Genomic DNA, 13,826 nt, shown 5'->3' with positions numbered 1-13,826 from the left:
CGGAGCGACAATGGGAGGGGAAACGTGGCGCGTGCTGATGCGGCGCCGGCGAGTGTAACTGCGCCGGCCAAGAACCACTATGTCATTCTCGACGGGCTGCGTGGCGTCGCCGCGCTGATGGTCCTGCTCATGCACCTGTTCGAAGGGCATACGGGCGGCGACCTGCACAAGATGATCATCAACCACGGCTACATCGCCGTGGACTTCTTCTTCCTGCTCTCGGGCTTCGTCGTCGCCTACGCCTATGACGACCGCTGGGGCGGCATGACCCAGTGGGAATTCTACAAGCGCCGCCTCATCCGGCTTCAGCCGATGGTGATCTTCGGCTCGATCGTCGGCGCGGCTCTGTTCGTGTTCCAGATCGATCCTTTCTACCCGCTCGCCGCCGGCGCCTCGCTGTGGCAGGTGCTGTTGCTGATGGGAATCGGCTTCACGCTGATCCCCGTCCCGCCGTCCATGGACGTGCGCGGCTGGGGGGAGACCTTCCCGCTGAATGGCCCGGCCTGGTCGCTGTTCTTCGAATATTGCGCCAACATCCTTTACGCAGTCGGCCTGTACCGGCTGTCGAACCGCTGGCTCGGCGTGCTCGTCGCCATCGCCGGTGCCGCGCTGTTCCACCTCGCCGTGTTCGGCGAGCGCGGCGATCTGGTCGGCGGCTGGACGCTCACCGGCGAGGGGCTGTATATCGGCTTCGTCCGGCTGCTCTTCCCCTTCTTCGCCGGCGTGCTGATGATGCGGCTCGGCATGAAGATCCGCATGAAGGGCGCCTTCTGGGCCAGCAGCCTGTTGCTGATCGTCGCGCTGTCGCTGCCCCGTTTCGGCGGCACAGAGAATCTGTGGATGAACGGCCTCTACGAAGCGTTCTGCGTGATCGTGATCTTCCCGCTGGTCGTCGCGATCGGTGCGGGGCAACAGCAGATGGACGGTGTGTCGCTGCGCATCGCGCGCTTCTTCGGCGACCTCTCCTACCCGCTCTACATCACGCACTATCCGCTCGTGTATATCTACATGGCGTGGATCGTGACCGATAAGCCGTCGACCAACGAGGCGATCGTCGGCGGGGTCGCGGTGGCGGTTGCTGCCATCGCTCTCGCCTATGCCGCCCTCAAGCTCTACGACCTGCCGGTCCGCCGCTGGCTCGGCAAGCGGCTGCTGACGCGGGAGGCTTAAGACACGCGGCTGCATGTTCCGGCTGCTCGGCGAGCGGCTGGAACATGAGAACAAAAAGAGATTGACAGTCGGAACGTGAGTGGAACATAAAGGGTTCACACAGCGGGCATCGAACATGTGCCGCACTCAGGCGAAGGCCTGAGACCATTTGGGAGGTTCACATGGCCGCACTGCTCGTCGCACTGCTTTTCACCACCGCCATTGCGGTTTCGGTCTGGTCGATGTGGATCACGATTCAGCCGCGCCTCGACTATATGCGTGCGCTGCTGATGGGCGACACGGTCCCTGCCCTTGCCCCCGTTACGGCTCCGCGCGTCCGCACGATCCGCCCTGCGACGGTGACGACGACTGCTTATCCGCTCCGTGCGGCGGCCTGATCGCGCTAGCCGGCATAGCGCCTGGCAATCTGCGCCTCGTGCCTGAGCGTTTCGGCGCGATCCTCTAGGCCAAGCCGTTCCATATCGGCTGCGGCATTCATGCGCTGCTGAATTTCGCTGCTGATGATGGCGTCGACATCTTCCTGAGGCAGGCTACGTCGGTCGGCTTCAGAGCTTCCGTCACCGAACCGTGCCTGCAGGGATGCAGGGCGGTTATGATCAACCGGTAGTGCCTCGGCATTGTCGAGCGCCGCGAGCAGACTGCGGATTACCCCCGCTTCCAGCGATTGCCGGGCACGCATGTAGGTCGACAGATCGACGCGCAACCGGGCTTTCATCTCTTCGGTTGCCGCAGACATCCTGTCGCTCGCTAAGTCGCAGGTGTCGCCGCCCGTCCGCGCAGATACGCCCGCGCACTAAACGGCAGCGTTAGCAGATACCCGGCGCACAGCACGGTCAGCGTCTGCCATGGCGCAGTCACCAATGCCGCCAGCAGGATCGCGACCACCACCAGCGCCTCGAACCGCACATTGCGCCGCAGCCGCAACGATTTCCACGAATAGGTGGCAAGGCTCGAGACCATCAGCAATCCGACGAACGCGACCCAGGGCGTGACGATCCATGGCGATCGCGCCATCTCTTCGCCGCTCCACAGCCAGACATAGAGCGGCAGCATCGCCAGCGCTGCGCCTGCAGGCGCTGGGATGCCAGTCAGATAGCCCGCGAGCTTGCGCGGTTGTTCGGTATCGATCTGCGAATTGAACCGCGCCAGCCGAAGCGCGCAGAATACGGCATAGAGCAGCGCAACGATCCAGCCGATCTTGGGTACGTACATCAGCGCCCACAGATACAGGATCAGCGCCGGCGCCACCCCGAACGAGATCGCATCGGACAGGCTGTCCAGTTCCGCGCCGAACTTGCTCTCGCCGCGGATCATGCGCGCGATCTGGCCGTCGATCCCGTCGAGTGCAGCCGCGACCATGATCATTACTACCGCGCGCTCCCAGTCCCCGGCGATGGCGAAGCGCACACCGGTCAGGCCCGAACACAGCGCAAGCGCTGTGATCGCGTTGGGAAGCACGGCGCGCAGCGGGATGCCGCGCCGCTGAGGCCGCGGCTTCAAACTCACTGCGAAACGCCCTCCGCGGCGATGCCGCCCTTGCGGCCGACTACCGTTTCACCCGCGACGCAGCGCTGACCCAGTGCCACCTGCGGCGCATAATCGTCGGGCAGGAACACGTCGACGCGGCTGCCAAAGCGGATCAGGCCGATGCGCTGCCCGACCGCGACCATGTCGCCGGGCTTGACGAAGGTCACGATGCGACGGGCGACAAGACCTGCGATCTGGGTGAATCCGACGCGCAGGCCATCGCGGGTCTCGACCACGAAATGCTGACGCTCATTCTCGTCGCTCGCCTTGTCGAGGTCGGCGTTGAGAAACTTGCCGGCGATATAGACGACCTGACGGATCGTCCCCGCCACCGGGGTACGGTTGATGTGGACGTCGAACACGCTCATGAAAATCGAAACGCGCACGCGCGTCTCTTCGTTCAGTCCCTCCGGCCCGGCGATCTCGCGCGGCACCGGCACGCGCTCGATCATCGTGACGAGGCCGTCGGCGGGCGAGACGATCAGCCCCTCTGCCTGCGGCGTCACGCGGATCGGATCACGGAAGAAGGCCGCGACCCAGATCGTCACGCCGACCAGCAGGAAGCCCAGCTCGTCCCAGATCGCGAACAGGAACAGCGCCGTGATCGCGGCGGAGATCAGGACGTATTTGCGTCCCTCCGGGTGCACGGCGGGCCAGCGCCATTTGACGGGCGGGTTACCGGTGGGCGGCTTTTCTAGTGAAGGCATGCGCGGGCTTTAGCCGGGTTCGCCGCCTGCTGACAATCGCCCGCCGCATATTGTCTGTGGGCGACTTGCAATGTTGGATTGCGGCTGCTGTGCTCGCACCGCGAGGATCCATGCCGGCCGCGCCGCAATGAGGGCCGCGCTTGTTGACGCGAAAAACATGCGTTTCAGGTCAACTTTGTCAAATAACTGAACGATGCAGTACAGGAATTAGGGCGCCCTTGATCCCCCCGCCCCTTCCTCCTAGACGCACCGCCAAACCTCCCTCACGCACAGGAAAGCGAGCATGGCGAAGATCAAGGTCAAGAACCCGGTCGTCGAGATCGACGGCGACGAAATGACGCGGATCATCTGGGAATGGATCCGTGAGCGCCTGATCAAGCCGTACCTCGACATCGATCTCAAATATTACGACCTCGGCGTCGAGAAGCGCGACGAGACCAACGACCAGATCACCGTCGATGCAGCGAACGCGATCAAGGAGTTCGGCGTCGGCGTGAAGTGCGCCACGATCACCCCCGACGAGCAGCGCGTCGAGGAATTCAACCTCAAGGAAATGTGGAAGTCGCCCAACGGCACGATCCGCAACATCCTCGGCGGCGTCGTCTTCCGCGAGCCGATCGTGATCTCCAACGTCCCCCGCCTGATCCCGGGCTGGACCAAGCCGATCGTCGTCGGCCGTCACGCGTTCGGTGACCAGTATCGCGCGACGGACTTCAAGGTCCCCGGCGCCGGCAAGCTTCGCCTCGTCTTCGAGGGCGAGGACGGTCAGGTCATCGACCGCGAAGTGTTCAACTTCCCCGGCTCGGGCGTCGCGATGGCGATGTACAACCTCGACGATTCGATCCGCGACTTCGCCCGCGCGTCGTTCAACTACGGCCTCAACCTCAAGTGGCCGGTGTACCTGTCGACCAAGAACACCATCCTCAAGGCCTATGACGGCCGCTTCAAGGATCTGTTCCAGGAAGTGTTCGAGACCGAGGGCTTCGCCGAGAAGTTCAAGGAAACCGGCATCGTCTATGAGCATCGCCTGATCGACGACATGGTCGCCTCGGCGCTCAAATGGTCGGGCGAGTTCGTCTGGGCGTGCAAGAACTATGACGGCGACGTGCAGTCGGATCAGGTCGCACAGGGCTTCGGCTCGCTCGGCCTGATGACGTCGGTCCTGCTTTCGCCCGACGGCAAGACCGTCGAAGCCGAAGCGGCGCACGGCACGGTCACCCGCCACTATCGCCAGCATCAGCAGGGCAAGGCGACCTCGACCAACCCGATCGCCTCGATCTTCGCCTGGACCGGCGGCCTCAAGTTCCGCGGCAAGTTCGACGACACCCCTGAAGTGGTGAAGTTCGCTGAGACGCTTGAGCGCGTCTGCATCGAGACCGTCGAGAGCGGCAAGATGACCAAGGACCTCGCGCTGCTGATCGGTCCGGAACAGCCCTGGATGACCACCGAGCAGTTCTTCGAGGCGATCCGCCAGAACCTCGAGACCGAAATGGGCACGTGGAACTGACCTTCACGCTTCCCTGCTGAATTCGAGACGTCCCGGCCGGACCGGGTTGCAAGGTGCAAATGCCCTGTGACCCGCCCGCGCCGGGATGTTTCATTCCGGCGCCGTGACAATTTGCTCAGCCGGAGGACCTGCACTAGGTTCCGGTCATGCCATTTCAGCTGCCGCTCGGCTCAGCCGTTGTCGCCGCGATTGCGGTTACGGTCGCATTTCCCGCAATCAGCATTGCCGCATCGCAGCCGCCGGTTGCCGCCGCCAACCGCGCGACGACCGATCTGCTTCTCGAAGAAATGCGCGACAGCGGCATTCCGGGCCTTCAGGTCGCAGTCGTGCGTGATGGCCGCATCGTCTTTCAGGGCGCGTGGGGCGTCGCAGACACAGAAACCAGCGCGCCGGTCACATCCGAGACGATCTTCCCGTTCAATTCGATGACCAAAGCATTCACCGGCGTCGCCGCGATGCAGTTGGTGGCTGCGCAAAAGCTCGACCTTGCGGCGCCAGTCTCCCGTTACCTGTCAGACCTTCCGGTTGAATGGCGCCCGATAACGATACGGCAGCTGCTGACCCACAGTTCCGGCCTGCCGGACATCGTCGATTCGAATTCCGGTGCGCTGATCGGCGCGGGTGGCGAGGAAGCTGCCTGGACCGCGGTCACGGCATTGCCGCTCGTCTCCGCACCCGGTACGCGCAGCAGCTATAATCAGACCAACTATGTGCTGCTGGGTCGCATCATCGACAGGCTCGCCCAACAGCCCTTCACGACATTCTTCCATACACGCCAGTTTGCGCCGGCCCGCATGCGCCACACCGGTTTCGGGGACGTTCGCGACTGGGGACCGGGCAAGGCGAAATCCTATCGCTTCAATGCCCCCACGCTAAGCAGCCGTGGTATGCTGCGCCGCGCGGACGTCGAATTTCCACCGATGACCCGCACCGCCGCCGGAATGGAAGGTACGGCAGGTGATATGGCACGCTGGATCGTCGCGTTGCTCGATGGGCGGCTGATCGGGCGCGCGTCGCTCCCGTTGCTGTGGACACCAGCCGTCCTTGCCGACGGCACGAGGACCCATCGCGCGATTGGTTGGGCGACGGACAATCGCACCCTGAACCGCTGGGTTGGTCAGTCAGGCGGGGATCGCGGCGCGTTTGCCGTCTACCCCGACGACAATGTGGCGGTGGTTGTTCTGACCAACTTGCAGGGCGCCTCGCCGGAGCTGCTGCTGGATCGGATTGCGGCCAATTATGTGCCGAACTTCCGGCTTCCCCCGGTCACCCAGCTGCGCGCGGCTGCAGCAAAGCGCGGCTTTGGCCAGTTGAGCGCCATCGCGACCGAATTGCGTAATGCTGATCCCGCTATCGTCTTCCCCGAAGCTCAGCTGAGTGACTGGGGGTATCGCATGCTCCGTACGGCGCGCCCGCAGCAGGCGGTGGCGATATTCACCCTGGCCGCCTCACTCTATCCCAACAGTGCGAGCGCGGCTGAGGACGTCGGCTATATCCATTCGCTCAAGGGAGAGGTGCCGGCTGCAATCCTGGCCTACCGGCGCGCGCTGAGCCTCAACCCGTCGAGCGAGAAGCTGGCCAAGGCACTGAAAGCGCTCGAACAACGCTGAGGCTGCGGCATCGTGATAAAAAACAACCCGTCGTGGCGATGACAAGTCCTTCCGCCGCCGGTTAAGAGTGCTGCATGGCACTTGATCTGACCAACCACACCTTCAGCGACACGCTCGTCATCCTGGGCGCCGCGGGGTTGGTCATCCCCGCCTTCGCTCGCTTCCGGGTCAGCCCGGTGATCGGCTTCATTCTGGTCGGGATGCTGGTCGGCCCCGCGGGCCTCGGCCAGTTGGTTCCACAATTCCCCTGGCTCTACTATCTCACGATCACCGACCCCCATTCGATCGAACCGTTTGCCGAGTTCGGCATCATCCTGCTGCTCTTTTCGATCGGACTCGAGCTTTCCTTCAAGCGACTATGGTCGATGCGAAAGCTGGTGTTCGGGGTTGGCGCCGCGGAGCTTCTCGGAGCCGCGCTCCTGATCGGTACCGGCCTCTATTTCCTCGGTCAGAGCTGGGCGGGCGCGCTGGGCCTCGGCCTTGCGCTCGCCCTCTCCTCGACCGCGCTGGTCCTCCCCATAGCCGGGACGACCAGTGCGGTAGGCCGCTCGGCCTTCGCAATGCTGCTGTTCGAGGATCTGGCGCTCGTGCCGATCATCTTCCTGCTCGGCGCGCTCGCACCCGCCGCAGGGGACGTTGGAATCAGCGAACTGGCCGTCGTGTTGGGCCGCAGCGCGATCGTGGTCGCGATCCTCTATATCGGTGGCCGTCTCTATCTTCCGCGCCTCTTCGCTCAGGCGGCCCGCACCAAATCGCCCGAGCTGTTCCTCGCCGCCAGCCTGCTGGTCGTCATCGTCGCCAGCATGGCCACCACCGCGGTCGGCCTGTCGCCTATCGTCGGCGCATTGCTTGCCGGCCTGCTGATCGCCGAGACCGAGTATCATAGCGAAGTCGAAGTCATCACCGCTCCCTTCAAGGGGCTCGCGCTGGGTGTTTTCCTGATCACCGTCGGGATGCGGCTCGACCTGCGCATGGTGATGAACGACTGGCCGCTGCTGCTTGCCGCGATCCTGGGGGTCATGGGGATCAAGGTCATCGTGACCATCGCGTTGCTCAAACTGTCGGGCGCGCGCACCGGCACCGCGGCCGAAGCAGGCGTGCTGATGGCAAGCCCATCCGAAACCACGCTGATCGTGCTCGGCGTCGCTGCAACCGCGGGCCTGATCCAGCCATCGACCGCCGCCTTCTGGACCACCGTCACCGCGATTGGCCTGACCATCACCCCGCTGCTTGCCAAGGCCGGCAGCTTTGCCTCACGCAAGCTGGAAGAACGCGATCTGGACTCGGATATCGCCGCCAATCCCGAAATCATTCCGGGCGGGACCGTCATCATGGGGTTCGGTCGGGTCGGCCGCACCGTTGCCGATATGCTCAAGGCGCACGGTAAACCTTACATCGCCGTAGACGCGGACATCGATGGCGTCGCGCAGGCGCGGCGAGAGGGCTATACGGTCATGTTCGGCGATGTTGCGCGCAGCGAGCTGGTTGACCGGCTCAACCTCGGCCATGCCGACGCGCTGATCCTGACGATGGACGACCCGGTACTTACCGTCCGCCTGACTCGCCGGGTCCGCAGCTGGGTATCCGATATTCCGATCATCGCCCGCGCGCGCGACGCAGCCCATGCCGCCGAACTCTATAAGGCAGGCGCCACCGACGCCGTGCCGGAAACGCTTGAAAGCTCACTTCAGCTTTCCGAAGCCGTGCTGGTCGATCTCGGCGTCGCGGTTGGCCCGGTAATCGCGTCGATCCACGAGAAGCGCGATCAGATGCGCCAGACGATCAAGGAAGCCGCCAATCTCGAACGCGAGCCCCGCCTCCGCCGCGTGCGGAAGAAGGAAGCGGAGGCCTAGGCCATCCGCCCCCGCACCACGCGTTCCAGCACTGCGAGCGGCATCGCGCCCTTGCGCAGCACCTCGTGGAACTGGCGCGGATCCCAATTGGCGCCGGCCTTTGCTTTGGCCTCGTCACGTAGTCTGACCCAGACGGTGTGCCCGATCTTGTAACTGCACGCCTGACCCGGCCAGACCGTGTAGCGATCGATTTCGCCCTGACTGCGGCCGCGGGCAATGCCGGTGGTGGCGATGAAATAGTCGGTCGCCTTTTCACGGCTCCAGCGCTTGGCATGCATCCCACTGTCGACCACGAGGCGCGTGGCGCGGAACAGCAGCGACTGGAGATAGCCGACCTGCCCCAGCGGATCGCCCTCATACATCCCCATCTCGTCGGCCAGCTGTTCGGTGTAGAGCGCCCACCCCTCGCTATAGCCGCTGAAGCCGCCACGGCGGCGGATCAGCGGGATCGCCGAGGATTCGAGCGCCAGCATCACCTGAAGATGATGGCCCGGCACCGCCTCGTGATAGCTCAGCGTCGCGAGCCCGAATTTGGGCCGGTCGAACGTGTCGCGCAGGTTGATATAGTAGATGCCCGGGCGCGATCCATCGAGCGTCGCGGCCTGATAATAGCCGCCGGGCGCGCCCGCCTGAATCGACGGCGGCACGCGGCGGACTTCGACCGGCGCCTTGGGCAAGCTCGCAAACTGCTCGGGCAGCCGCTTTTCCATCGCGCGCACCTGCGTGCGCAGCGTTTCGAGCAGCGCCTCCCTGCCCGGATCGGTGTTGGGAAAGAGCTGATCGGGCCGCTCGTTGAGCGCCACCAGACGCGCGCCCACCGTCCCGTCGCTGATCCCCTGCGATTTCAGGATCGTGTCGATCCGCGCACTGATCTCTGCGACCTGCTCAAGGCCGAGCTTGTGGATCTCGTCGCCGGTCATGCGCACCGTGGTCGCAGCCTCGGCGGCTGAGGCATAATAGGCCTCGCCATCCGGCAGTCGCCACACGCCCGCGTCATGCGACGCCTTGCCGCGCAATTCCGTTACCAGCGCGCGCTGGCGATCGAGCGCAGGGAAGATCTTCTCGGCAACGATCTTCGCCGCGGCGGCGGCGCGCTCAGGTGGCAGGTTTGCACCCTTGAGCTTGGCCGCGAAGCCGGTCACCAGCCCGGTGTCCACTGCCGGCTTCTCACGCAACGCCGTGAACTGCTTGAGCGTGGTATCGAGGATATAGTCGGGCGCGAACACGCCGCGCGCTGCATCCTCACGCTGACGGGCAGTCTCCTGATCCAGTACGGTCGCAAAGGCGCCGAGCCGCGCCAGATAGGCATCGGCATCGACCGCGTCCTTCACCCGGTGCTGGGTGTCGAGGAAATCGGGGACCTCGCGATACGCGCCGCTCAGCTGGCTGAGCCGGAACGGGACGAAACGGCCGCCGCTATCGCCGTAACGGAACTGCTCGCGTCCAGCGATACTGCGCTCGAGTTGATAGGTGAGAACGTCCCGATCAAGCCGGGCATCGTCGCCCAGCGTAGCCGGCGCAAAGCCCCGCACCGCCGCGAGCTCGCGCTTTGACCGCATGAGATCGCGAGCATCATCGGTCGGTGAGCGCCCCGAAAGCTGCGATTTCAGGGCTGCATTCTTGCCGGTGTCGAGCCCGAGCGAAGTCGCCCCCTCCGGATTCTCTGCAAGCCGGTCGTTGAAGATCGTATCGAGCAGAACCCGAAACTTCGCGTCTTCGGCACCACCTGAGGGTTTCCCCTGGCGTGCAGTGGCGGGCAGCGCGGAAACCAGCGCCGCAGCGCCGGCCGAACCCATGAACGAACGGCGGCGCATCGGCATCGGTCTTGTCACTCCATCAGATCAGTTGTTGAGCGCAGGCACCTGGCGGACGCATGTCGCCAATGCACCCGCGGTCGCGCCATCCTGCGCACGCAGCCGCGACTCGGCTGCCGCTGCGTCGCGGGTCACTTCGGCCTCAACCGCCTTCGCGGTCTTGCCCGCGCCGCGGCCGGCATCGGACGCCGCCATCCCCCAGAAGATCACGTGATCGAACAGCGCCGATTCCTGCGGCGTACCCTTGCCGATCTTGGCGGCGGCAGTGGTCAGCGCGGCGCAACGCAGTGCGTCCGGATAAGGCGGCAGCTTCTGCGCCGAAGCGCCGGAGCTTGCGAACAGGACCGCAGCGGCAGCGGCGGTCAGAAAAATACGGTCAGGCAGCTTCTTTCTCCTCGGCAAGCGCCCCCTTGACGGCTTCGATTGCGGCCGGGCCGTTTTCGCCCTCCGGTCCGCCACCTTGCGCCATGTCCGGGCGCCCGCCGCCGCCCTGTCCGCCGAGCGCGGCGACACCACGCTTGACGAGTTCAACGGCGCTCAGGCTTCCGGTCAGGTCGTCGGTGACGCCGACCGCAATCGCTGCACGCCCTTCATTTACCGCGACAAAAGCTACCACACCTGAACCGATTCGGCCCTTCGCCTCGTCCACCGCGCCGCGCAGCGCCTTGGGGTCGAGTCCGTCGAGGATCTGGCCGACAAAGTTGACGCCGCCGACCTGTTCCGGGCCGGCAGGCGCAGCCGCACCGCCGCCACCCAGCGCCAGCGCCTTCCTGGCCTCGGCCAGTTCCTTCTCGAGCTTGCGGCGCTCATCGACCAGAGCAGCAATGCGCCCCGGAACCTCGTCGGGTGAGGTCTTGAGCGTCGCCGCGACCTCGCGCAGCTTGGCATCGCGATCGGCCAGCCACAGCCGTGCGGCTTCGCCTGTCAGTGCCTCGATCCGGCGCACACCGCTCGATACCGCGCTTTCGCTCACGATCTTGAAGATCGCGATATCGCCGGTGGCGCGGACATGGGTGCCGCCGCACAGCTCGACTGAGTAGCGCTTGTCGGTCTGTCTCCCCATCGAGAGCACACGCACTTCGTCGCCATATTTCTCGCCGAACAGCGCCAGCGCGCCAGCCGCGACCGCATCGTCCGGGGTCATCAGCCGGGTGCTGACGGCCTCGTTCGCACGGATTTCGGCATTCACATCGGCCTCGATCTCCGCAATCTCCTGCGCGGTCAGCGCCGAGGGGTGCGAGAAGTCGAAGCGGAAGCGATCGGGCGCCACCAGGCTGCCCTTCTGGGTCACATGTCCGCCGAGACGGTTGCGCAGCGCGGCATGCAACAGGTGCGTGGCCGAGTGATTGGCGCGGATGGCATCGCGGCGTGCGACGTCGATCGCCAGCTTCACCGTATCGCCGACCGCCAGCTCGCCACTCTCAATCGTCGCATGATGCGCGTGGAGGCGGCCCAGCGGCTTGCTGGTGTCGGTCACTGCCGCATTGACCTTGTCGCCAATGATGGTGCCGGCGTCGCCCATCTGGCCGCCGCTTTCGCCATAGAAGGGGGTCTGGTTGGTGAGGATGAATACCTCGTCGCCCTGCCCGGCCTTGTCGACCCGTGCGCCGTCCTTGATCAGCGCGACAACCTGTCCCTCACCGTCGATGGCAGTGTAGCCGGTGAATTCGGTACCGCCCAGTTCCTCGGCGATGTCGAACCAGACCTCATCCGAAGCCTTGGCGCCCGAGCCCTTCCACGCCGCGCGTGCCGCTGCCTTTTGCTGCGCCATCGCTGCGTCAAAACCGTCACGATCGACGTTCATGCCCTGCGGACGCAGCGCATCCTCGGTCAGGTCATAGGGGAAACCATAGGTGTCATAGAGCTTGAACGCGGTCTCGCCGGGTAACGTATCGCCCTCACCCATCGCCGAGGTCGCCTCGTCGAGCAGCTTCAACCCGTTCGCCAGCGTCTGGCGGAAACGGGTCTCTTCCTGCAGCAACGTCGCTTCGATCAGCGGCTGCGCACGCACCAGCTCGGGATAGGCGCCGCCCATCTCGGCCACCAGGCTCGGCACCATCCGGTGCATCAACGGATCCTTCGCGCCCAGGATATGGGCATGACGCATCGCCCGCCGCATGATCCGGCGGAGCACATAGCCGCGTCCTTCGTTCGCGGGCAGCACGCCGTCGGCCACCAGGAAGCCCGAGGTGCGGATGTGATCGGCGATCACGCGGTGGCTCGCCTGATGCTCGCCCGTGGTCGATGCACCGGTCAGCGCGCCGCTCTCCGCGATCAGCGCCTTGAAGGTGTCCGTATCGTAATTGTCGGTAACGCCCTGCAGCACCGCCGCGACGCGCTCCAGCCCCATGCCGGTGTCGATGCTCGGCTTGGGCAGCTCGCTGACGATCTCGTCATTCTCCTGCAGATACTGCATGAAGACGAGGTTCCAGATCTCGACGAAGCGGTCGCCATCCTCTTCCGGGCTGCCCGGAGGGCCGCCCCAGATATGGTCGCCATGGTCGTAGAAGATTTCCGAGCACGGTCCGCACGGGCCGTCCGACCCCATCGCCCAGAAATTGTCCTTGGTCGCGATGCGGATGATGCGGCTCTCGGGCAGGCCCGCGATCTTCTTCCACAGGTCGAACGCCTGATCGTCGGTATGATAGACGGTCGCGGTCAGCCGATCGGGCGACAGGCCCCATTCTTTGGTCAGCAGCGTCCACGCGTGCGTGATCGCCTGCTCTTTGAAATAGTCGCCGAACGAGAAGTTGCCGAGCATCTCGAAGAAGGTGTGGTGGCGTGCGGTATAGCCGACATTGTCGAGGTCATTGTGCTTGCCGCCCGCCCGCACGCACTTTTGCGAAGACGCAGCGGTCTTGTACGGTCGCGTTTCAAGACCCGTGAACACGTTCTTGAACGGCACCATCCCGGCGTTGACGAACATCAGCGTCGGGTCGTTGTGCGGCACCAGCGGCGCGGACTGCACACGCGCATGTCCCTGGCCTTCGAAATAGTCGAGGAAGCTGCGGCGAATATCGTTGGTCGAAGTCATCGCGCCGACTTAGGGGCGCGCGCGCGTTCGCTCAAGCGAAACACTTCGATCAGGGTGATCGGGACAGTTTCGCGAGGGCAACGGCACCGCGCGGACTGATCCGGTAGCCCGTTTCGAGCGAGATCGTCAGGCCGCGATTCTTGAGCTCGCGTACCCGCGCCTTGAACCGGTCGCGCGGCATTCCCAGCGGTTCTGCGATATCGGCCGCGCGGACTTCGGGGAACAGGTCGATGGCCCTGAGGACCGGCAAAGCCCAGTCGATCCGCACGAGCCATGCTAGCACGTCCGGATCGATATCGGTGTGTTCGCGCAGGGTCTCCCGGGGATCGCTCTCGATTCCCGCCAGCTCGATCCGGTACAGGTCGCCGACACGGCCGTTCAGTTCCCGCAACAGCGCGTCTCGATCCGCATAGCCCGCCGCGATCGCGTCTTTGGTGCCGATCGCTTCCAGCGCGATCTGCTCGACCTGACCGAACCGCACGACGCCGTAAGCAGTCCGCTGAGTGCCGCCGCTCACTGCCGCCGCGCTGCGCCACCGGCGAAACGCAAGGATGATGGTCCCGTTCGCGATCCCTTCCAATGTCTCGCGGCGAAACAGCATGGG

General features: G+C 64.8%; 12 protein-coding genes. 5 read left to right on the top strand and 7 right to left on the bottom strand.

The genetic code is table 11. The features are described from left to right. The first annotated feature begins 24 nt into the window (after positions 1–24). Together AC07NK_RS14105 and AC07NK_RS14100 are read left to right on the top strand one after the other, a co-directional pair. The gene (locus AC07NK_RS14105; RefSeq protein WP_495171233.1) at positions 25–1,170 is read left to right on the top strand and encodes an acyltransferase family protein; all 1,146 of its coding nucleotides are present in this window, start codon (positions 25–27) and stop codon (positions 1,168–1,170) included. Between the two features lie 161 nt (positions 1,171–1,331). Then, positions 1,332–1,547, top strand: coding sequence for a hypothetical protein (locus AC07NK_RS14100; protein WP_495171232.1), 216 nt, complete (start codon positions 1,332–1,334; stop codon positions 1,545–1,547). A gap of 5 nt (positions 1,548–1,552) precedes the next feature. Here AC07NK_RS14100 and AC07NK_RS14095 read toward each other — a convergent pair whose 3' ends face one another. From AC07NK_RS14095 to AC07NK_RS14085, 3 genes are read right to left on the bottom strand one after another with little or no spacing between them, the layout of a single operon-like run. After that, the gene (locus AC07NK_RS14095; protein ID WP_495171231.1) at positions 1,553–1,873 is read right to left on the bottom strand and encodes a GatB/YqeY domain-containing protein; all 321 of its coding nucleotides are present in this window, start codon (positions 1,871–1,873) and stop codon (positions 1,553–1,555) included. Positions 1,874–1,917: 44 nt separating this feature from the next. Further along, positions 1,918–2,676, bottom strand: coding sequence for a CDP-alcohol phosphatidyltransferase family protein (locus tag AC07NK_RS14090; RefSeq protein ID WP_495171230.1), 759 nt, complete (start codon positions 2,674–2,676; stop codon positions 1,918–1,920). Beyond that, positions 2,673–3,404: a phosphatidylserine decarboxylase gene (locus tag AC07NK_RS14085; protein WP_495171229.1), complete on the bottom strand. Its 732-nt coding sequence runs from the start codon at positions 3,402–3,404 to the stop codon at positions 2,673–2,675. The genes AC07NK_RS14090 and AC07NK_RS14085 overlap by 4 nt, the downstream gene beginning before the upstream one ends. 283 nt (positions 3,405–3,687) lie before the next feature. Here AC07NK_RS14085 and AC07NK_RS14080 point away from each other — a divergent pair, with 283 nt between their 5' ends. The 3 genes from AC07NK_RS14080 (at position 3,688) to AC07NK_RS14070 (ending at position 8,374) form a co-directional block, all read left to right on the top strand. After that, the gene (locus tag AC07NK_RS14080) at positions 3,688–4,911 is read left to right on the top strand and encodes an NADP-dependent isocitrate dehydrogenase (RefSeq protein WP_495171228.1); all 1,224 of its coding nucleotides are present in this window, start codon (positions 3,688–3,690) and stop codon (positions 4,909–4,911) included. A gap of 146 nt (positions 4,912–5,057) precedes the next feature. After that, positions 5,058–6,521 carry a serine hydrolase gene (locus AC07NK_RS14075; protein ID WP_495171227.1) on the top strand — a complete coding sequence of 488 codons (1,464 nt, stop codon included), beginning with the start codon at positions 5,058–5,060 and terminating at the stop codon, positions 6,519–6,521. A gap of 74 nt (positions 6,522–6,595) precedes the next feature. Further along, positions 6,596–8,374, top strand: coding sequence for a cation:proton antiporter domain-containing protein (locus AC07NK_RS14070; RefSeq protein ID WP_495171226.1), 1,779 nt, complete (start codon positions 6,596–6,598; stop codon positions 8,372–8,374). On the opposite strand, the gene AC07NK_RS14065 is transcribed toward AC07NK_RS14070, so the two are convergent. Genes AC07NK_RS14065 through AC07NK_RS14050 form a run of 4 tightly spaced genes read right to left on the bottom strand, consistent with a single transcriptional unit; the run spans position 8,371 to position 13,823 of the window. After that, a complete protein-coding gene (locus AC07NK_RS14065) occupies positions 8,371–10,188 on the bottom strand; it encodes a DUF885 domain-containing protein (RefSeq protein ID WP_495171569.1) in 1,818 nt (605 codons plus the stop codon). The two genes, AC07NK_RS14070 and AC07NK_RS14065, sit on opposite strands and share 4 nt — an antisense overlap. A 27-nt stretch (positions 10,189–10,215) precedes the next feature. Next, a complete protein-coding gene (locus AC07NK_RS14060) occupies positions 10,216–10,590 on the bottom strand; it encodes a hypothetical protein (RefSeq protein ID WP_495171225.1) in 375 nt (124 codons plus the stop codon). After that, positions 10,565–13,222 carry an alanine--tRNA ligase gene (gene alaS / locus AC07NK_RS14055; protein WP_495171224.1) on the bottom strand — a complete coding sequence of 886 codons (2,658 nt, stop codon included), beginning with the start codon at positions 13,220–13,222 and terminating at the stop codon, positions 10,565–10,567. The genes AC07NK_RS14060 and alaS overlap by 26 nt, the downstream gene beginning before the upstream one ends. A 49-nt stretch (positions 13,223–13,271) precedes the next feature. Further along, complete coding sequence (locus tag AC07NK_RS14050; RefSeq protein WP_495171223.1) at positions 13,272–13,823, bottom strand: hypothetical protein; 552 nt, start codon at positions 13,821–13,823, stop codon at positions 13,272–13,274. Positions 13,824–13,826 lie beyond the last annotated feature (3 nt).

This window comes from Sphingomonas sp. GW821-FHT09B04 (assembly GCF_059418285.1).
The sequence above is the reverse complement of the archived record's forward strand: the minus strand, read 5'-3'. Positions and strand labels throughout refer to the sequence as shown.